Below are 18,938 nucleotides of genomic sequence, written 5' to 3' on the forward strand. Positions count from 1 at the left end.
AGGTGGCGCATTTTATCAGGTTTGAGCGCCACGTGGCCAGCGTTCCCGCGGGCACCCGTCGGCAAAAGCCTTGCTGTGCCTACCAGACGCCGGAATTGGCCATGCTCAACCAAGGCTCGGTGGGCGGCAAGTCAGGACCTTCTTGTAGCAGTTCGATAGAAATATTGTCCGGACTGCGCACAAAGGCCATGTGGCCGTCGCGCGGTGGTCGGTTGATGGTCACGCCAGCATCGTGCAGTTTTTGGCACAGCTCATAGATATTATCGACCGAGTAGGCGAGGTGGCCAAAATTACGACCGCCATCAAGGGTCTCATCAGCATCCCAATTGTAGGTTAGCTCGACCGACGGTTCGCCCTCGGCAACGGCCAAGAAAATCAGCGTGAAGCGACCATTGGGGAACTCTCGGCGGCTGGTTTCGATCAGGCCAAGGAGATCACAATAAAAGTGTAACGAGGCTTCTAGATCGGTGACGCGTACCATGGTGTGAAGATATTTCATTGCTGGTCCTCTGGGTCGGATTGGGTTGTAAGCTGTTTAAAGGGCAGCGCAGCTTGCGTTTGCGCCAGATAACGATCGGTTCGCTCGCGCTCTTCGGCGCAGAAGTGCTCTGCTGCAACAAAGAATTCAGGATGTGCCAACCAGTGATATGAATGCGTCAAGGTCGGTTCAAAGCCGCGCGCAATCTTATGTTCGCCTTGGGTGCCGGGATCGAAGCTGGTCAGGCCCTGGGCGATACAATACTCGATGCCCTGATAGTAACAGGCTTCGAAATGCAGATTCGAATATTCTTCAAAGCAACCCCAGTAGCGGCCATAGAGCCGCTCTTGGTCGCGAAAGCAGAGTGCACCGGCAATTGGCTCCTCGTCTTTAAAGGCCATCATCAGAACAATGCGATCGGTCATGGTGGCGCGTACCCGATCAAAGAACTCTTTGTTCAGATAGCCCTGGCGGCCGCGCTTAAGATAGGTAGCGTGGTAAAACTTATAGAAGGCCAGCCAGATCGAATCGGTGATATCTGAGCCAGTCAGAGCCCGCATGGTGATGCCCTGATCGATGATCGACTGGCGTTCCTTACGCACATTCTTGCGTTTACGCGAACTGAAGCGCTCGAGAAAGTCATCAAAATCGCGGTAGTTGCGATTACGCCAGTGAAACTGCACATCGCTGCGCTTGAGCAAACCTTGCTGATCGAGCCAGGCCTGCTCTGCTGGCGCCGGGAACAGTAGATGAAAACCGCTCAGCTGATCGGTTAGACATTTGGTCTTAAAGCTCTGGATGACCCGGCTGACATCCTCAAGCGATTTAGCGCCCAGCAAACGCGGCCCCTGCGAGGGGGTAAAGGGCGCGGCGATGACCAGCTTTGGGTAGTAGGCCAAGCCGTGTTGCTCATAGGCTGAGGACCAGGCCCAGTCGAAGACATACTCACCCCAGGAGTCGGTTCTCAGGTAGGCAGGGACACAGAGGTCGGGCGTCAGACGCAAATGACTGGGTTGCCAGCCATGCTCGCGTGAACAAACGCCCGCCTGTTCTAATGCGCACAGGAACGCGTCGCTGACAAAAGGATTCGCATCCTCCGTTGACGTCCCAGTCGGCCATTGATCTAGCCATTCCTCACTCATGCTGCTGTCCATCTTATTGCGGTAGGGGTTGGCCCAGTTGAACCGATAGGGTTCGTTACGGAGCATAGTTCGCGATGGATCCAAATAAAACAATGGTCCAACGGCATTTGGGTACTTTAATCTCGCCGGGGCGGAAAAGCACGGCGGGCTTTTGGCCCTTGATGTCGCACGGGAGTTTGATGGCCGTGGGATACAGGGTACAGTATTGCCCACTCCCTTACCGAATCGAAGAGATCGCCGATGTTTGAATTGGATTATCGCCTGAAAAATGACTGTGTTCGCATCGGCTCACTGCCTCTATGCACCATACTGCTGATGAAAGATGCCAACTATCCTTGGTTGATCTTGGTGCCACAGCGGGCTGACGTCAGTGAAATCTATCAGCTGGACGCGGACGATCAAGAGCAGTTGATCTGGGAAAGCTCCTTCGTCGCCGAACGCCTGATGGCCGAGTTTGATGGCGATAAGATGAACATCGGCGCACTCGGCAATGTGGTGCCGCAACTCCATATTCACCATGTGGTGCGTACTCGAACCGATCCCGCTTGGCCCAAGCCCGTCTGGGGTGCGGTGCCGGCTCGAGCCTATGCTGCGGGGGCTTTGGAACAGCGGGTCGCGCAGTTGGCGGCGGTGTTTGAAACCTCAACCTTTAAGCACGCCTGAGTGCCCTGTCATAAAACCCTAATGTCCTTATCAACTGACCAACATCTGAATAATAGGCCCCATTCTTCATACAGGGCCTAGCGGGTGTCCTTAATGTTACCAGTGGGTGTCCTTGATGCTGGGTTTAATCATCCACTCGTGGCCCTTGAGCATCAGAGACCAGTAGATATCCGGCAGGAGCCGTTCTTTCATAAACCAGGCCGCGCGCGTTGGCTTGGTGCCATCATTAAGCCATCGTGGAAAGCTTGGCAGCAGTTTGCCGCCATAGCCGAATTCCGCCAAAATAATTTTTCCCCGTTCGACCGTCAGCGGACAGCTGCCATAGCCGTTGTAGTGCGATTGGCTTTGGCCCTTGTTGAGCGCATTGATCAGGTTGTGGGCCACCACCGGTGCTTGCATGCGCGCCGCCGCTGCGGTTTTCGCATTCGGTGCATTCATCACGTCGCCCAATGACCAGATATTGTCAAAGCGTTTATGCTGCAAGGTCACTTGGTCCACATCCACCCATCCACCGGCACCGGCCAGGGGGCTGACGCGAATAAAGTCGGGCGCGACCTGTGGCGGTGTGACATGCAACAGATCAAAGGATTTTTCGATTAGCTCGCTCGGGGCACCTTCGCCGACCTGTTTGAACCAGGCCTTTTTGTTCGGCCCATCGACCTTCACCAGTTGCTGCTGAAACGATAGGGTGATGCCGTACTTGTTGATGTATTCCATCAAGGCGGGGACGTAGTCTTTTACGCCAAATAAGACCGGGCCGGTATTGCAAAATTCAACGTCGATCTTGTTCAGAACTCCTGCGCTAAGCCAATGGTCAGACGACAGGTACATTACTTTTTGCGGCGCGCCGGCACACTTAATGGGCATGGGTGGTTGGGTGAAGATTGCTTTACCGGCTTTTAAGCCTTGCACCAGTTCCCAGGTATAGGGTGCCAGGTCGTAACGGTAGTTTGAGGTCACGCCGTTCTTGCCGAGCGTTTCACCAAGGCCCTCTATTGCGCTCCAATCGAGCTTTAAGCCCGGCGCAACCACCAGCTGTTTATATTTGACCGGCCGGCAACCCTCTAACAGGAGTTGGTTTTTTTCCGGTTCGAACAGGGCCACGGCGGTCTTAATCCACGAAACACCGAAGGGGATAAGCTTGGCCATGTCGCGCTTGGTTTTTTCCGGTTTAAAGATGCCTGCGCCGACCAGGGTCCAGCCCGGCTGATAGTAGTGGTTTTCGGCCGGGTCAATCACCGCGACGGTCAAGCGGGGGTCGCGCTTGCGAATGCTCGCCGCTGCGGCCAAACCGCCGGCCCCGGCGCCGACAATGACCACGTCATAGGCTGGAATCTGCGTTTCGGTGGCTTTGAAATCGGTCAATCGGCCGGCCAAGCCGCTGACGTCATAACCGGCTGCGCTGAGGATCGCGGCAATCGAGGCAAAGTCGTCGCCGGCTTGGGCGCGATGAATCGCCCATAGGGTTGCACTGCGCATACCGGTGCGGCAATAGGCGTGCACCTTGCCCTCTGCTTCGCCGAGGAACGCGCCAAAGGCTATGGCCTGTTCGTCGCTTACCATCCCGGACGTGACGGGCACGTACTTAACAGCGATATCAACGGACTTTGCCGCGTGCATTATTTCTTCGACATTGACCTGATCGGCACCTTCACCATCGGGGCGGTTGACGATAATGGTCTTAATCCCCTGCTCGGCAAGAAGCGCGACGTCACTGACAAGAATTTGTTCCGAAAGGCTCAAAAGGGCGTTAACTGTTTTTATTTGCATAGGATCGCTCCGCTTTTAGTCGTTAATTCATCTATTGAAATGGCCTGGGCAACTTTTTCGTCCCAGGCCAACAAGCGCTATGTACACTTCTAACCGGCGAGAAAGGGGTACGATATTAGTATATTAGATGAATCTAACATTAATTCGCTATGACGTCCTACTTTTTAAAGGCCAAAGGGCGCGAACCGTGAATTGGACCCGACTCTTATTGCTCTACCCTAGGCTTGGATGAGGTATGGAACCAAGGCGCCAGCCTATTTAAGTCTGGCCGTGCTTTGGTCTGAGGTCTGTCTTTGGCTTTGCGGCTGAGAGCGGCCGGTTCGCTGAGTCCCTTTCGACCTCGGCATTGGCGCAACTGCATTGGACAGTTGCCGAGAGCCAGGCTGTAAAGATTGATTGACATAATCGTCCGTTTCGGGCAATTTTGCCGGCTGCAAACAAATAAATACAAAGCAGGGGCGATATTCTAATCGACTCGTGCGAGCTGTCGGAGAAACGGGTTTGAGATTATTCATCGGCTGTGAAGAGCGGCTTGGTATCTGTGCTGAGATACTCGATATACTGGTTAAGCATTCGATTGATTTGCGTGGCATAGAGATCGAGACGCCCGGTGGCATCTTTTTGAATTTTCCAACCGTCGAGTTTGCCGAATTCCAACATCTTATGCCCGAGATTCGGCTTATCCGCGGCGTGTTTGATGTCTCCCTTGTGCCCTATATGCCTTTGGAGCGCGAGCAGCAGGAGATGCGCACCCTGTTGCGGACCCTGCCGGAGCCGGTTATCTCCATCGACACCCGCGGTCAGGTGGTAATCGCCAATGAAGCGGCCCTAGATATACTGCAATTGCCGGAACAGGACGTGCGGCGCAAAATGTTGCGTAACTGGGTCAAGGGTTTCAACTTCACCAAGTGGCTTAACAGCGCAGCACCGAGTTCAGAATCGGTGCATCTGCAATTGAAAGGCCGAACCTTTCTCGCCGATATCTATCCCGTGCATATCCTTAAAGATGACGATAACAGTTTGTTCACCGGTGCGGTCATCGCCTTTAAATCGCCCGAGAGACTGGGCCGGCAGATGACCGCCTACCAGAAACAGACCGGTCAGTTTGAAATGATTATCGCGGAAAGCCAGGGCATGAAAAGCGTGATTCGTCAGGCCAAGCGCATGTCCAGTTTGGATGCCCCCCTGTTGATCACCGGCGAAACCGGGGTCGGCAAGGAATTGCTCGCCAAGGCCTGCCACCAACACAGCTTGCGTAAAGATAAGCCATTCTTGGTGCTCAGCTGTGCCGCCTTGCCGGACGATGCCGCCGAGAGTGAACTGTTTGGCTATGCCCAGGGTGCCTTTGTCGGCGCCCAGTCCGACAAAAAAGGCCTGGTTGAGCTGGCCGAGGGTGGCACCGTATTTCTCGATGAAATCGGTGATATGTCGCCGCTGTTGCAGAATAAATTTTTACGTCTTTTGCAAGATGGCTCTTATCGCCGAGTGGGTGATGAACGAGAATTTAAGTCCAATGTGCGCATTATCTGCTCGACACAAAAAAACCTTGTGGATATGTGCCAGCAAGGCGAATTTCGCGATGATCTTTATTACCGGCTCAATGTCTTAACCCTTCATATTCCGCCGCTGCGTGAGCGCAAGTCCGATGTTTTGCCGATGGCCGAACGTTTCATTGCCCGTTTTGCCGAGCCCCAGCGTCAGCGCATTAAGATATCATCGACCTGCCAGAACGCTCTGCAGCTTTATCCGTGGCCCGGAAATGTGCGCCAGATTGAAAATACCCTGTTACGGGCGGTGTCCCTGGTTGAGGGTGACGTGTTGGAACCGGAGCATCTGCAGTTGCCGAATTTAACCAGTGGCTGGGGCCACAGCGATGAAGATTTTGATGGCACCCTAGACGAGGCCATGAAACGCTTCGAGGCCGATCTGCTTAAGCGCCTCTATCCGGCTTATCCAAGCAGTCGCCAATTGGGTCGCAAGTTGGGCGTCTCCCATACCGCCATCGCCAATAAATTACGTGAATACCGCATCGGCAAGCATGCCAATACAGACTGAGAGATCAGACTTAGGAGTTTAGATGACTATTGCAACAGGTTTGTATCAGCACTTTAAGGGTGGTCAATATCAGGTGTTAGCGGTTGCCGAACACAGTGAAAGCGGCGAGCAATTGGTGGTCTATTTAGCGCTCTATGATCTGAGTAAAACTTGGCTTCGACCGCTTCAGCAGTTCAATGAGACAGTCGAATACAACGGCGAGCGGTTGCCCCGTTTTCGCTATCTTGGTCCCGCCGACGCCGCCTAGGCGTCGACGATCCCTGGCTACTTAAGACTAGGGTTCATAGGCCAAGATAGAACCCAACCAACGCTCGGCAACCGCCAATTCTAATTGGGTGCGAGCGGCGTAATCGATAACCTGGTCCTTGGTAATCTTACCCACGCCGAAATACTTCGCCTCCGGATGACTAAAATACCAACCCGAGACACTGGCCGCAGGGGTCATGGCATAGGAATCGGTCAAGGCGACGTCGGTTTGCTGCTCGGCATCGAGCAGGGCGAACAACTTGGCCTTCTCGGTGTGATCTGGGCAAGCCGGATAGCCCGGTGCCGGGCGAATACCCCGATAACGCTCTTTGATCAGATCGTCATTGGTTAACGACTCATCGGCGGTGTAAGCCCAAAATTCCTGCCTTACCCGTTCATGCATCCGCTCGGCAAATGCCTCGGCAAGCCGATCGGCCAATGCCTTCAACAGGATCGAGTTGTAATCATCACCCTGCTCCTCATAGACCTTAGCCCGCTCCTCAACGCCATGGCCGGTGGTGACCACGAAACCCCCTAGGTAATCAATCGCCTGGCCTTCAGGCGCGATAAAGTCGGCCAATGACTGGTTCGGTTGCATGCCGGGTTTGATGGTTTGCTGACGCAGGTGTTCCAGTGCCACTGTCTCACCCTTTTCCTGATGGACACTAATGGTGTCTGGGCCAGTGCGCTGGGCCGGCCAGAATCCGATGACGGCCTTGGGGGTCAGCCAACGTTCTTGAATGATCTGCTCAAGCATTGCTTGGGCATCATCAAAGAGCTGTTGGGCCACCTCACCGACCTTGACATCGCCGAGAATTTTCGGGTACTTGCCGTGCAGATCCCAGGTGCTGAAGAAGGGTGTCCAATCGATATAGGGCACCAACTCAGCGACCGAATAATCGGCGAAGGTGCGCAGGCCGGTAAAGGTCGGCACTGGCGGTCGATAATCGCTCCAATCGAAGGTGGCTGCATTCTCTACCGCCTTGATATAGGGGTTCAGAGCTTTCGACTTGCGGTTCTTATTGCGCTCGCGCACGATGACGTATTCGTCCTGTTTTTCTTGCACAAAAGCCGCCTTTTGATTCGTATTCAACAAGGACTGCACCACTGACACGGCGCGCGAGGCATCGGTCACATAGATGGTGGCATCATTGGTGTATTGCGGCTCGATCTTCACCGCCGTATGGGCTTTCGAGGTGGTCGCACCACCGATCATTAGAGGTAGATAAAAATCCTGACGCTGCATCTCTCGCGCCAGATGCACCATCTCATCGAGGCTCGGAGTGATCAGACCGGACAGGCCAATGACATCGACGCCCAACTCGCGGGCGGTTTTAAGAATTTTCTCTGCCGGGACCATGACGCCGAGATCGATCACCTCATAGTTATTACAAGCCAAGACCACACCGACAATATTTTTGCCAATATCGTGCACATCGCCCTTAACGGTCGCCATCAAGACTTTGCCCTTGGCCAAGGAGCCGGACTCTTTGCCGGCCTCGATAAAGGGAATGAGATGGGCCACGGCCTGTTTCATCACGCGTGCCGACTTCACCACCTGAGGCAGGAACATCTTCCCGGCGGAAAACAGATCGCCGACTACGTTCATACCGTCCATCAGCGGCCCTTCGATAACATCGATTGGCTCATTGGCCTCTTGGCGGGCCAGCTCGGTGTCATCCACAATATGGGCGTTAATGCCTTTCACTAGCGCATATTCGATCCGCTTGATCACCGGCAGGCTGCGCCATTCCAGGTCTTCCTTGGCGGCGACGGTGCCATCGCCACGGAACTTATCGGCGATTTCGAGCAGTCGATCGGTGGCATCGTCGCGTCGATTGAGGATGACATCCTCAACCCGTTCACGCAGTTCAGAGGGGATATCATCATAGATCACCAACTGACCGGCATTGACGATGCCCATATTCATCCCGGCCTTGCAGGCGTGATAGAGGAACACCGAATGGATGGCTTCGCGTAGCGCATCGTTGCCGCGGAACGAGAAGGACACATTGGAGACGCCGCCACTAACATTGGCGTAGGGCAGCTGCTCGCGGATAAAGGTCGTGGCTTCAATAAAATCGACCGCGTACGGGTTGTGTTCCTCGATGCCGGTGGCCACGGCAAAAATATTCGGGTCGAAAATAATATCCTCGGGCGGAAAGCCGAAGGCGACCAAGACATCGTAACTGCGCTTACAGATTTGTTCCTTGCGCGCTCGGGTATCGGCTTGGCCGTCTTCATCGAAGGCCATGACCACCACGGCCGCACCATAACGTTGGCACAGCTTGGCTTGTTGGAGGAAAATTTCCTCACCCTCTTTGAGTGAGATGGAATTAACAATGCACTTGCCCTGCGCACATTTTAGGCCCGCTTCGATGACATCCCATTTCGAAGAGTCGATCATCAAAGGTACCTTGGAAATATCGGGTTCGGAGGCAATCAGATTAACAAAGATGGCCATGGCCGCCTGAGAATCGAGCATGCCCTCATCCATATTGATGTCGATAATCTGCGCGCCGTTCTCAACCTGATCGAGCGCGACCGCCAAGGCCTCCTCATACAGCTCGTCAGTGATCAGGCGGCGAAAACGGGCCGACCCGGTGACATTGGTACGTTCACCGATATTGATAAAGTTCAGCGCATCGGTGACCACGAAGGGTTCCAGGCCGGACAGGCGCATCAATGGCTCGATGACCGGCGGGGTGCGCGGTGCATGCAGTGCCATCGCTTCGGTTATCAGAGCGATATGTTGTGGTGTGGTGCCACAACAACCACCGATAATATTGACGAAACCGGAGGCGGCAAACTCATCCACTACCTTGGTCATCTCCTCCGGCGTTTCATCATACTCACCAAACTCATTGGGCAGGCCGGCGTTGGGATGAGCCGAGACATAGCAGTCGGCAATTTTCGACAGCGTTTCGACATAGGGGCGTAATTCATCGGCACCCAGGGCACAGTTTAGGCCGATCGACAGGGGCTTGGCATGGCGCACCGAATAGTAAAAGGCTTCAGTGGTCTGGCCCGATAGGGTGCGACCGGAGGCGTCGGTGATGGTGCCAGAAATCATAATGGGCAGTTCGAAGCCCAGTTCGTCGAACACGCTGTGAATGGCAAAGATCGCCGCCTTGGCGTTGAGCGTATCGAAGATGGTTTCGATCAGGATGATGTCGGCCCCGCCATCGATCAGGCCACGCGTGGCATTCTGATAGTCGGCCACTAACGCATCGAAGCTGGTGGCGCGATAGCCGGGGTTATTGACATCGGGCGACAGCGACAAAGTTTTACTGGTCGGCCCGAGCACGCCAGCGACCCAACGTGGCTTGTCCGGTGTCAGCAGGCTTTGCTGGTCGCACAGGGCGCGCGCTAGCGCGGCACCGCTTTGGTTCAGCTCGTAGGCATAATCCTGCATGCCGTAGTCGGCCTGCGATATGGCCGTACTATTAAAGGTGTTGGTCTCAATGATATCCGCCCCGGCGGTGAGGTAGGCCTTATAAATAGCGCTGATGATGTCGGGTCGGGTAATGGACAAAAGATCGTTGTTACCCTTGATATCGGAGGGCCATTCACTGAAACGTTCACCCCGGTAATCGACTTCTTCAAGCTGATAACTTTGGATTAGGGAGCCCATGGCACCGTCCAATATTAGGATTCGGTGTTTTAGTGCACTGTGCAGCTGCCCAATTCGGTGTTCGCGAGTAGTCATGGAGGTCTCTTTTGGTAACAAGTAAGCATTTAGTGGGCAATGAAAGCCTAAAAATGGCCTAATTTCAAGCTATATCAATATATTTTGATATAGATCTGGGCCAGAGGGCAGCCCTGCGTCCCCTGTTTTGGCCGGCATAGGTTAACCGATTAAGAAGCCGAGTAAAGTTGCGACTTGAAAAAACCAGCGAATGACCTCACAAACTTGACTAATTTAGTCGGGTATTCAAACTGCCGATTAAATGCGGTAGAATTGCCGCATCGTTCACACTCACTAAATTCCGGAGCCTCGGATGGATATACAAATCAATATTACCGAATCTGCCCAAGAATACTTGGCAGGTTTGTTGGCAAAGCAAACCACCGAGGGTATGTCGGTGCGGATGTTTGTGACTCAACCGGGCACCAAATATGCCGAAACCTGCCTAGCTTACTGCCGGCCAGGGGAAGAAAAAGACAACGACGAACGCATCGAACTGACCCATATAAAGGTCTTGTTGGAAAAAAGCAGCCTGCCGTACCTCGATGAAGCCGAGGTCGACTATGCCCAGGATCGGATGGGCGGTCAGCTGACGATCAAGGCACCCAATGCCAAGATGCCTAAGGTCAACAAGGACAGCTCGCTCAGTGAGCAGGTCAGCTACCTACTGCTGACTGAAATTAACCCGGGTCTGGCTTCTCACGGCGGTGATGTATCGCTGGCTGAACTAACCGAAGACAATGTTGCGGTGTTGAAGTTCGGCGGCGGTTGCCAAGGCTGTTCGGCGGTGTCTATTACCCTCAAAGACGGTGTCGAGAAAACCTTACTCGAGCGTTTGCCCCAATTGACCGGTGTGCGTGATGTGACCGACCATACCGTGACCGAAAACGCCTATTTCCAATAGGCGCCTAAGGCATTCGCCAGAAGCGGCTCAGGAGCCAGTACCTTAAGGGCTTAGCACCTCAAGGGCCTAGCACCTTAAGGGCTAAGTACCTTAACAGCTTAGGACCTAAGCTGTTCCCAAGCTGCCTGAATTAAGCGAAACTGCTCGGCATCGCCGCCCTTATCGGGGTGGTGTTGCTGCACTAAGAGGCGGTATTGCTGCTTTTGCTCAGCGTGGCTCTCCCGGCCGGTCAGACCTAGGGTGGCTAAGGCCTCGGGCTGCGGCTGATGAAGCCTAAGCGCGCGCCAGAAATCATCCAACAATTGCTGCACACTGTCGGCACTCTCCCTATTTAAATTCGCCAAATCGAGATAATAGTCTTTGAGCGGTTCTAACCGTTCGGGCAGAGTCGTCTGTTGATTGGCCACTGCCAGCTGTTTGCGGATCGTCAGGGCAGTGATCAAGAGTGTTGCCGTACCAGTCTGTTGATAATGACTTTGCAAAAGGTAAAGCGAGTGGCGCAGATAGAAGTGGTGCTGAAACAGCACGATCGGGTCGGCCAAGTTGGGTTTGGGGTAGAGCGGGCCATAACGCTGATCGAGCAGCGTCATCAGGTCGTATTCGGCCAGCCCGGCTGGGTGCTCGTCGAGCAGGGTGTCGAGCGCGGCCAGTAAGGGCGCGTCAGGCTGGCTTGGGTGCATCGAGATCGACCGCCGTCAGTTCCATGACTAAGACATGACTGCTGTTGGCTTTAATTAATCGGCAATCTTCTAGGGCATTACTCGCTTCCACACAAAACATGCCTCGATACTCATCGGGCAAGAAATGACTCAATGTCTTTGATTTTTCTCGACCGGGGTTCCAAAGCACCACCGACCGGCTGCCCAGGCGAGTCATGTGAATCGCCTTCTGGCCCAGCCCACTGAACAGCAGCGCTTGGCCGACATCTCCGACCACCCAATCGATTTCTCGATCAAAGCTGAACGCGCGCGGAACGGAATCGTTCTTGCCGGTCAGTTTATCCAGGTAGCGACGATCGGCCAGTCCCTGAATCCGCACCCGCTCCTGGTCTTGACAGGCAAAATAGGTGTGCAAGGCTTGACTCAATTGAAACGGCTGGGGACCCAGGTTGAGGGTGGTAAGGGACACCACCAAACTGCTGCCGATGCTGACCAGTAACTCTGCCCGGGCAGGGTACGGAAAGGCCGGATGCCGGCCGTCAAGGTCGAGCCAAAAGAGCAGGTCGGTGCGGTTATCGCTGTCGGCCACTACCTTATATTGCCAATCTACCTCGCGCGCCAGACCGTGTGTTGGGGCATCGGCCAACTCAGGATGGGCGCCAAACCAGGGCCAGCAGATGGGAATGCCACCGCGAATGGCTTCACCCTGGTTGAAGGATTCACCCTGGGCGACAAAGAGCAGATTATCACCCCCGGCCGGGGTGAATTCCAGCACCTGAGCACCTTGCACGCTGATGGTGGCCGAGGCCCAATCGTTATTGATGCGTAACACGGGTAATTGATTAATAGAGCTTAGGCTAATGCGGGCAGACAGGAAGTGTTCAGTCATGAAGGTTCTTATGCAGTTGTATCGCTGAGGTGGCGTCAGTTTGCCAGTTTGGGGGTAAAACATAAACAGGCACAGTGCTCTCGGGCCGAATAAATTGAGCCGGCAACTGATGAGTCGGTTCCGGCGCTAACAACGACACCGGCGGCTCGCCCATGAGCCAATCGGCCTTGCAGATTGAGCGAGTAGAACGGTGCGCGCACGATCCATGCTCGGACCAGCTCGACACCAGCGCCTGGTTGTTGAGCTGAAAGGGCGTGTCCATAAAGTGCGTATAGGGCACGCCTAAGGCCTGAGAGGATTCCGGGACATAGAGTCGACCGGGCATCCACAGCCGGTGCTCGGTTGGATAGGGCAAGTCACTCGGCCAGCATTGGCGCGCACGCGCCAGCTCGGGTAGGCGTAATTGATGCTGATAGAGGCGCTGCACCTTATCGGCCATAAAGTCATGCAAGCCCGAACCAATCCAAACGGCTTGGCGTTGACCGGGCACCCAGAGATAAAATTTCAGGGCCAATTCCAAATGAATAATCTGTCCGGTTGCCAGGTCCTGAACCAATAAATCCAATTCACCCAGGGTTCTTTTGTCGGCGACGATGCTGCGGTTCTGCGCCAGAACGCGAAAGCCGGTACTGGCGAGGAACAGATAGGCGACCAGGGCTTCAAAATAGCGCCCCAACTTGCCCCTGCGGGCGCGACTCAGCGAGGCCAGTTGTTCGGCGCTAAAGGGCCGCCGTGGCTCGTTCTGCAGCGCATCACCGGACCAAAGTGTGGGATGCGGTGCCAGTAGGGATGGCGCCGTCAGGACCCAGTCGAGATCGGCGCGGATCGCCCGTTCAAGCGGGTGTTCGTTCATGCCACTTCCTCTGCTATGCTGTGTTCCGAAATTTACTACCAGGCGATGGCATGGCAACGAAGAATCTCGCGGCAAACTTCAACCGAATTGGTGTGGTGGGTCGTTTAGACAGCCGCAGTGTTGAGCAATCGGTGCATCGACTGCTGCTCTTGCTCAATCAATTGGGCAAGCACTACTGTATCGAACAGTCGCTGGCCGACGCAATGCCTGTCTTGGATTGCCAGTCGATGTCCCGGCCCAACCTGGGTGCCTGGGCTGACCTGATCATCGTGATCGGCGGGGATGGCACCTTCTTAGGCGCGGCCCGAGATGTGGCTCAGTTTGAAGTACCGATGCTCGGCATCAACCGCGGCCGTCTGGGCTTTTTAACCGATATCATGCCGGACGAGATGGAACAGAAGGTGACTGCGGTCTTAGCCGGTGAGTTTCAGCTGGAAGAGCGTTTCCTGTTACAGGCTCAGATTCGCCGCGATGGTGAGGTGGTGGCCGAAGACTGTGCCTTTAACGATGTCGTCCTACACCCGGGCCAATCGATTCGGATGATCGAATTCGATCTGCATATCGACAACCAGTTCGTTTACAGTCAACGTTCCGACGGCCTGATTGTCTCGACGCCAACCGGTTCTACGGCCTATGCCCTCAGTGCCGGCGGCCCCTTAGTGCACCCGAGTATGGATGCGCTCATCTTAGTGCCGATGTTCCCGCACAGCCTAACCAATCGACCACTGGTGGTCGGAGCCAACTCGCATCTGTGCATCCGCATCGGCCAGCAAAACAATATCGCACCGCACGTCAGCCTCGACGCCCAAAACCATCTGGCGCTCAATCATGGCGATGAGTTACATATATTCAGATACCCGCAGAAGGTTAAGTTGATCCATCTGACGGATTATAATTATTTTGAAATTTGCCGAACCAAGCTGGGTTGGAGCAATAAAATTGAGAACAGTACCGAGGAACACGAATAATGAACTTTGATAGCCTGGCACAAAATATGACCCCGGATATCTACAGCCGGCTGCGCGAAGCTGTGGAGTTGGGTCGCTGGCCTAACCAGGTCCCGCTCAGCAAAGAGCAGCGCAGTTTGTGCCTCGAAGCGGTGCTGAAATATGAAATCAGTCAGCAGATTCCCGAGCAACGCCGCACCGGCTTTGTCGAACAGGGTTGCAGATCCAAAAGCGAGACCATTCCCACCGTGACATTGCCCGACGCGAGCGAGCTATGATGACCATGGATCTATTTGCCGGGTTGGATGATCTACCGCCGGGTATCACTGGCAACCTGGCTAAGATGTCGACCCACTGGGTCGCCGGCAGCCCGGTGCAATATCAATTGCCGCTCGGCGATCAACGGCTCGATTTGAACGCGCGCATCGGCCAGACCATTCGTCTGGAATTTACCGGCGCCATTCATTGCGTGCACTGTGGTGAGCTGACCAAAAAAAGCTTCGGCCAGGGTTATTGCTACAAACATTTTGCCGCCCTGGCGCAGACAGATGTGTGCATCATGTCTCCGGAAAAATGCCATTACGATCAGGGCACCTGCCGTGAACCGGCCTGGGGTGAAGCCAGCTGCATGCAGAGTCATTATGTCTATCTGTCCAATTCCAGTGCGATAAAAGTGGGTATCACCCGCGGTGGCCAAATCCCGACGCGGTGGGTCGATCAGGGCGCCACGCAGGCTATTACCATTGCCCGCGTGGCCACCCGGCAATTGGCCGGATTTGTCGAGGTGATCTGCAAAAAGCATGTCGCGGACAAGACCAACTGGCGCAATATGCTCAAAGGTGGCAGTGCCCCGCTCGATATGGCGGCGGAGCGAGACCGTTTGTTTACCCTGGCGCAAGCCGATTTGGCCGAGCTGGTCGAACGCCATGGTCTGTTGGCGGTGCAGCTATTGCACCACGGTGACGTGTTTGAGATCGACTTTCCGGTGACCCAATACCCGGACAAGGTCGCCAGTTTGAATTTCGATAAGGACCCGCTCGTCGAAGGTACCTTACTGGGGATTAAGGGACAGTATCTGATCCTCGACAGCGGCGTGATCAATATCCGTCGCTTCGGTGGTTATCAGGTCACCGTCAGTTAACATTCAGCCTTAAAATATAGCTTTTGTGGAGACCCTATGCGTACCGAGACACCTGTAACGATTCGACTCAAAGATTATCAGCCGCCGGCCTATTGGATTAAAAATTGCGCATTGATTATTCGCATCTTTGCCAATCATACCGAAGTGGACTCGACTCTGACGATGGTGCGCAATGGCGATCCCAGTGAACTGCCGGCCTTGGTGTTGGATGGCGTTGAACAGCTGATCCAGTCCTTATCGTTCGATGGTGAAGCGATCACCGACTACGACTATCAGCACGACCGCCTGACCGTTCAGCCCACTCAAGCCGAATTCACCTTTAATGCCGTGACCCATATTTTTCCCAACACCAATACCTCATTGGAAGGCCTATACAAGTCCGGCACCATGGTCTGTACCCAGTGTGAAGCCGAAGGCTTTCGCAAGATTACCTTCTATCTGGATCGGCCCGATGTGATGGCTACCTTCAGCACCCGGATTGAAGCCGATCAGGCGCCGTTTCCGATCCTCTTGGCCAATGGCAACCCGACTGCCAGCGGCGAGTTGGAGCAGGGTCGTCACTTTGCTACCTGGGACGATCCCTTTGCCAAGCCGGCCTATCTGTTTGCCACCGTAGCCGGCGATTTAGTGCGGCGCGATGATGCCTTTACCACCGCCAGTGGGCGTGACATTTCACTGCGCATCTTTGCCGAACCGCATAATGCCCACAAGACTGAATTCGCCCTCACCGCGCTAAAAAAATCGATGCGTTGGGACGAAGAACGTTTCGGCCGGGAATACGATCTGGATATCTTTATGATCGTCGCCAGTGATTTTTTCAATATGGGTGCGATGGAAAACAAGGGCCTCAATATTTTTAACAGCGCCGCCGTATTGGCCACACCGGAAACCGCCAGTGACGACCGCTTTGAGCGCATCGAAGGGATTGTCGCGCATGAGTACTTTCACAACTGGAGCGGCAATCGAGTTACCTGCCGAGACTGGTTTCAGTTGTCGTTAAAAGAAGGCTTTACCGTCTATCGCGATGCCGAATTCACTTCCGACCTGCACGACCGAGCGGTGAAACGGATCAAGGATGTGTTGTTTCTGAAAAACCATCAGTTCCCCCAAGACGGCGGACCCAATGCGCACCCGGTGCAGCCGCAGGAATATATTGAAATTAATAACTTCTATACCGTCACGGTATACGAAAAGGGTGCTGAAATAGTGGGCATGTTGCATACCCTGCTTGGTGATCGCCCATTCCGCCAAGCCTGTGATCTGTACTTTGAGCGCTTCGACGGCATGGCCGTTACCACTGACGATTTTGTCGATTGTATGGCGCAGATCAGTGGCCAGGATTTCAGCCAGTTTAAACGCTGGTATACCCAAGCCGGCACGCCGATAGTGGCAATCCACGAAGACTACGATGCCAACTTAGCACGCTACCGCCTGAGCTTTACCCAGAGCTGCCCGGCCACGCCGGGTCAGTCCGATAAGCAGCCGCTGGTCATTCCGGTCAAGATGGCGCTGTTGGATAGCACCGGGCAAGCACTGCCGATCGACTGCAATGGTGACTACAATGCCGACACCCAGGTGCTAACTCTAACCGAGGCAGTCACGACCGTAACGTTTCAACACCTGGCGAGCCAGCCAACCCCGAGCCTGTTCCGCGATTTTTCGGCGCCGGTGCGCGTGCGACAGGCCCTGTCGGATCCCGCTTTGCTGTTATTGGCCCAGCACGATGACAATGCCTTCAATCGCTTCGAAGCAGTGCAACAGGTCTATCTGGACACCTTGCTAAAACTGACCCGGGGCGAACTCGATGCGATACCGGCCTTGGTGGATACAGTGGTCTTATCGATATTGTCCGATACGCAACTATCCCATGCCTTGCAGGCGGTATTGCTGAGTCTGCCGTCCTATCAACAGATGATGGACAATCTAGACACAGTCGATGCCGAGGCGGTGATCGTGGCGCGCGACCGTCTTAAGTTGCATTTGGCGCAAACCTACCAAAGCCATTGGGCGACCTTGAGTCAAACCCTAACCAGTGCCGATGACTATGTCTTTACCGCCGATGAGGTCGGCCGCCGAGAGCTGCAAGGCTTGGCCCTATATTACTGGGTGTTGAGCGGCGACAAGTTTGGCCTGAACAGTGCCGAAGCCCTCTATCGTGCTGCGCAAAACCAGACCGATAGGCTGAACGGCTTGAAGGCCGTGATGGCCTCCCCGGATCGGGATCGTCAGCAACGGCTCTTGGTGCATTTTTACCGCCATTGGCATCAAGATACCCAGATGGTCGAGACCTGGCTGGCCCTGCAAGCCGGCGCGGAAGGCGTCGGGGTGACCGACATTCTGTTGTTGATGGCCCACGATGCGTTCGACTTCACCAACCCCAACAAGGTACGCAGCGTGCTTGGCGGCTTTACGCAGAATTTCAAAGCCTTCCATGATATCCAAGGCGATGGCTATAATTTTATGAGCGAGCAAATTGTTGCACTCAATGCGATTAATCCACAGGTCGCGGCGCGCTTTGTCGGCGTATTTGAACGTTGGCGGAAGTTTGCCCCAGAGCGCAGTGCGGCGATGCACAGTGCTTTGACAGCGGTGCTGGAGACCGAGTCACTGTCTCCGGATGTGCTCGAATTGGTCCAGAAAACGCTCGTCTAAAGCGACCCTAGCTCCTCTTCAAGCGGACCCAGGGATGGGTTTTTGTTGGGGGTTGGTCAATATATGACCTTTATCACTATTTTGGTGCCCGGCGCGGCGCGATACTTCCGCATCTTTATGGATTGAACCGGCCAGTGGCCAACATTGGAAACAAGGAGCTTTATATGCCATCTCTCGGGTCGACCCCGTTCGTCGATATTTTCTCATCCCCTCAATTGGTGTTTGACCGTATTCGGGCAAAATCCCTGCCTTTCTGGCCCCCTCTGTTGGTGGTCATCGCGGTACTGCCGGCCTTTCTGGCCTGGTATTTTATGACCGTCGATATGAGCGCCTATATGGAAACCACGCTGGTATTAGCCGATCAGGAGATGACACCCGAAGCTTTCGATGCGGCCATGGCCACGGCCAATATCGTGCGCATTATTTCGCCGATAGCTGCACCATTGATCAGTCTGTTTAGTTATCTGATATTGGCCACCTTCTTTTTTCTCGCTGCGACGCTGGTGGCCGAAGAAAAATTCCGTTTTGGCCAGTTCTTTACGCTGGTCTGCTGGGCCAGCTTGCCAGGGCTGCTCAGCACTCTGAGCATGGCGGTGTCCTATGCGGCCAGTCCAGACTATGTCTTTCTAAACCAGCTCGATAAAACCAACCTGGCCAGCCTTATGGGTCTGGCTATCGGCGATGCCAATTTTGCACTCTATGCCAGCGTATCGATCGGCGCCATCTGGTCCTATCTCTTGTACGGTCTCGGCTTTGCGCGCATTACCGGCAGCTCTGGCATGACGGCGACCTTGGTGGGTCTGATTCCGCCGGCCGTACAATTTTCGCTGATCTATTTTTTATAAGGACCG

16 protein-coding genes are annotated in these 18,938 nt (G+C 54.5%); 9 read left to right on the top strand and 7 right to left on the bottom strand.

Going from position 1 to position 18,938, the window contains the following annotated elements; translation table 11 throughout:
- Window positions 1-79: 79 nt before the first annotated feature.
- Complete coding sequence (locus REIFOR_RS06280) at window positions 80-499, bottom strand: VOC family protein (protein ID WP_100256745.1); 420 nt, start codon at window positions 497-499, stop codon at window positions 80-82.
- On the bottom strand, window positions 496-1,686 hold the full coding sequence (locus REIFOR_RS06285) for a GNAT family N-acetyltransferase (protein ID WP_227003780.1): 1,191 nt from the start codon (window positions 1,684-1,686) through the stop codon (window positions 496-498). Before REIFOR_RS06285 ends, REIFOR_RS06280 begins: the two co-directional genes overlap by 4 nt.
- Window positions 1,687-1,860: 174 nt before the next feature.
- On the opposite strand from REIFOR_RS06285, the gene REIFOR_RS06290 reads away from it, so the two are divergent.
- Entirely contained in the window at window positions 1,861-2,283 is a 423-nt protein-coding gene (locus REIFOR_RS06290) for an HIT domain-containing protein (protein WP_100256746.1), read from the top strand.
- Window positions 2,284-2,379: 96 nt separating this feature from the next.
- Here the strand turns inward: REIFOR_RS06290 and REIFOR_RS06295 are convergent, their stop codons facing one another.
- Window positions 2,380-4,053 carry a bifunctional protein tyrosine phosphatase family protein/NAD(P)/FAD-dependent oxidoreductase gene (locus REIFOR_RS06295; protein WP_100256747.1) on the bottom strand — a complete coding sequence of 558 codons (1,674 nt, stop codon included), beginning with the start codon at window positions 4,051-4,053 and terminating at the stop codon, window positions 2,380-2,382.
- A 501-nt stretch (window positions 4,054-4,554) separates the two neighbouring features.
- On the opposite strand from REIFOR_RS06295, the gene tyrR reads away from it, so the two are divergent.
- Window positions 4,555-6,108 carry a transcriptional regulator TyrR gene (gene tyrR / locus REIFOR_RS06300; protein ID WP_100258714.1) on the top strand — a complete coding sequence of 518 codons (1,554 nt, stop codon included), beginning with the start codon at window positions 4,555-4,557 and terminating at the stop codon, window positions 6,106-6,108.
- A gap of 22 nt (window positions 6,109-6,130) precedes the next feature.
- Window positions 6,131-6,355 (top strand): DUF1653 domain-containing protein, encoded by a 225-nt coding sequence (locus tag REIFOR_RS06305; RefSeq protein ID WP_100256748.1) that lies wholly within the window; start codon window positions 6,131-6,133, stop codon window positions 6,353-6,355.
- Window positions 6,356-6,382: 27 nt separating this feature from the next.
- On the opposite strand, the gene metH is transcribed toward REIFOR_RS06305, so the two are convergent.
- On the bottom strand, window positions 6,383-10,063 hold the full coding sequence (gene metH, locus REIFOR_RS06310; RefSeq protein ID WP_100256749.1) for a methionine synthase: 3,681 nt from the start codon (window positions 10,061-10,063) through the stop codon (window positions 6,383-6,385).
- Between the two features lie 292 nt (window positions 10,064-10,355).
- On the opposite strand from metH, the gene nfuA reads away from it, so the two are divergent.
- Window positions 10,356-10,946: a Fe-S biogenesis protein NfuA gene (gene nfuA / locus REIFOR_RS06315; protein ID WP_100256750.1), complete on the top strand. Its 591-nt coding sequence runs from the start codon at window positions 10,356-10,358 to the stop codon at window positions 10,944-10,946.
- Window positions 10,947-11,044: 98 nt separating this feature from the next.
- Here the strand turns inward: nfuA and REIFOR_RS06320 are convergent, their stop codons facing one another.
- The 3 genes from REIFOR_RS06320 to REIFOR_RS06330 are packed head-to-tail and all read right to left on the bottom strand — an operon-like array spanning window position 11,045 to window position 13,347.
- On the bottom strand, window positions 11,045-11,626 hold the full coding sequence (locus REIFOR_RS06320; RefSeq protein WP_100256751.1) for a DNA-J related domain-containing protein: 582 nt from the start codon (window positions 11,624-11,626) through the stop codon (window positions 11,045-11,047).
- Window positions 11,607-12,494, bottom strand: coding sequence for a D-hexose-6-phosphate mutarotase (locus tag REIFOR_RS06325; RefSeq protein WP_158524308.1), 888 nt, complete (start codon window positions 12,492-12,494; stop codon window positions 11,607-11,609). The genes REIFOR_RS06320 and REIFOR_RS06325 overlap by 20 nt, the downstream gene beginning before the upstream one ends.
- A complete protein-coding gene (locus tag REIFOR_RS06330) occupies window positions 12,487-13,347 on the bottom strand; it encodes a DUF1853 family protein (RefSeq protein WP_100256753.1) in 861 nt (286 codons plus the stop codon). Before REIFOR_RS06330 ends, REIFOR_RS06325 begins: the two co-directional genes overlap by 8 nt.
- Before the next feature lie 50 nt (window positions 13,348-13,397).
- On the opposite strand from REIFOR_RS06330, the gene REIFOR_RS06335 reads away from it, so the two are divergent.
- The 5 genes from REIFOR_RS06335 (at window position 13,398) to REIFOR_RS06355 (ending at window position 18,932) form a co-directional block, all read left to right on the top strand.
- Entirely contained in the window at window positions 13,398-14,315 is a 918-nt protein-coding gene (locus REIFOR_RS06335) for an NAD(+) kinase (protein ID WP_100256754.1), read from the top strand.
- Entirely contained in the window at window positions 14,315-14,572 is a 258-nt protein-coding gene (locus REIFOR_RS06340; protein WP_100256755.1) for a YeaC family protein, read from the top strand. Before REIFOR_RS06335 ends, REIFOR_RS06340 begins: the two co-directional genes overlap by 1 nt.
- Window positions 14,572-15,435 carry a DUF2797 domain-containing protein gene (locus REIFOR_RS06345; RefSeq protein ID WP_227003817.1) on the top strand — a complete coding sequence of 288 codons (864 nt, stop codon included), beginning with the start codon at window positions 14,572-14,574 and terminating at the stop codon, window positions 15,433-15,435. Before REIFOR_RS06340 ends, REIFOR_RS06345 begins: the two co-directional genes overlap by 1 nt.
- Window positions 15,436-15,471: 36 nt before the next feature.
- The gene (gene pepN / locus REIFOR_RS06350; RefSeq protein ID WP_100256756.1) at window positions 15,472-18,087 is read left to right on the top strand and encodes an aminopeptidase N; all 2,616 of its coding nucleotides are present in this window, start codon (window positions 15,472-15,474) and stop codon (window positions 18,085-18,087) included.
- A gap of 164 nt (window positions 18,088-18,251) precedes the next feature.
- Complete coding sequence (locus REIFOR_RS06355; RefSeq protein WP_100256757.1) at window positions 18,252-18,932, top strand: YIP1 family protein; 681 nt, start codon at window positions 18,252-18,254, stop codon at window positions 18,930-18,932.
- The last annotated feature ends 6 nt before the right edge of the window (window positions 18,933-18,938 follow it).

Source organism: Reinekea forsetii, assembly GCF_002795845.1.
GTDB lineage: Bacteria > Pseudomonadota > Gammaproteobacteria > Pseudomonadales > Natronospirillaceae > Reinekea > Reinekea forsetii.

Bases quoted from the DNA above. Each gene is read 5' to 3' on its own strand.
- REIFOR_RS06280 (WP_100256745.1), bottom strand. From the start codon at position 499: ATGAAATATCTTCACACCATGGTACGCGTCACCGATCTAGAAGCCTCG.
- REIFOR_RS06285 (WP_227003780.1), bottom strand. From the start codon at position 1,686: ATGCTCCGTAACGAACCCTATCGGTTCAACTGGGCCAACCCCTACCGC.
- REIFOR_RS06290 (WP_100256746.1), top strand. From the start codon at position 1,861: ATGTTTGAATTGGATTATCGCCTGAAAAATGACTGTGTTCGCATCGGC.
- REIFOR_RS06295 (WP_100256747.1), bottom strand. From the start codon at position 4,053: ATGCAAATAAAAACAGTTAACGCCCTTTTGAGCCTTTCGGAACAAATT.
- REIFOR_RS06305 (WP_100256748.1), top strand. From the start codon at position 6,131: ATGACTATTGCAACAGGTTTGTATCAGCACTTTAAGGGTGGTCAATAT.
- metH (WP_100256749.1), bottom strand. From the start codon at position 10,063: ATGACTACTCGCGAACACCGAATTGGGCAGCTGCACAGTGCACTAAAA.
- nfuA (WP_100256750.1), top strand. From the start codon at position 10,356: ATGGATATACAAATCAATATTACCGAATCTGCCCAAGAATACTTGGCA.
- REIFOR_RS06320 (WP_100256751.1), bottom strand. From the start codon at position 11,626: ATGCACCCAAGCCAGCCTGACGCGCCCTTACTGGCCGCGCTCGACACC.
- REIFOR_RS06325 (WP_158524308.1), bottom strand. From the start codon at position 12,494: ATGACTGAACACTTCCTGTCTGCCCGCATTAGCCTAAGCTCTATTAAT.
- REIFOR_RS06330 (WP_100256753.1), bottom strand. From the start codon at position 13,347: ATGAACGAACACCCGCTTGAACGGGCGATCCGCGCCGATCTCGACTGG.
- REIFOR_RS06335 (WP_100256754.1), top strand. From the start codon at position 13,398: ATGGCAACGAAGAATCTCGCGGCAAACTTCAACCGAATTGGTGTGGTG.
- REIFOR_RS06340 (WP_100256755.1), top strand. From the start codon at position 14,315: ATGAACTTTGATAGCCTGGCACAAAATATGACCCCGGATATCTACAGC.
- REIFOR_RS06345 (WP_227003817.1), top strand. From the start codon at position 14,572: ATGACCATGGATCTATTTGCCGGGTTGGATGATCTACCGCCGGGTATC.
- pepN (WP_100256756.1), top strand. From the start codon at position 15,472: ATGCGTACCGAGACACCTGTAACGATTCGACTCAAAGATTATCAGCCG.
- REIFOR_RS06355 (WP_100256757.1), top strand. From the start codon at position 18,252: ATGCCATCTCTCGGGTCGACCCCGTTCGTCGATATTTTCTCATCCCCT.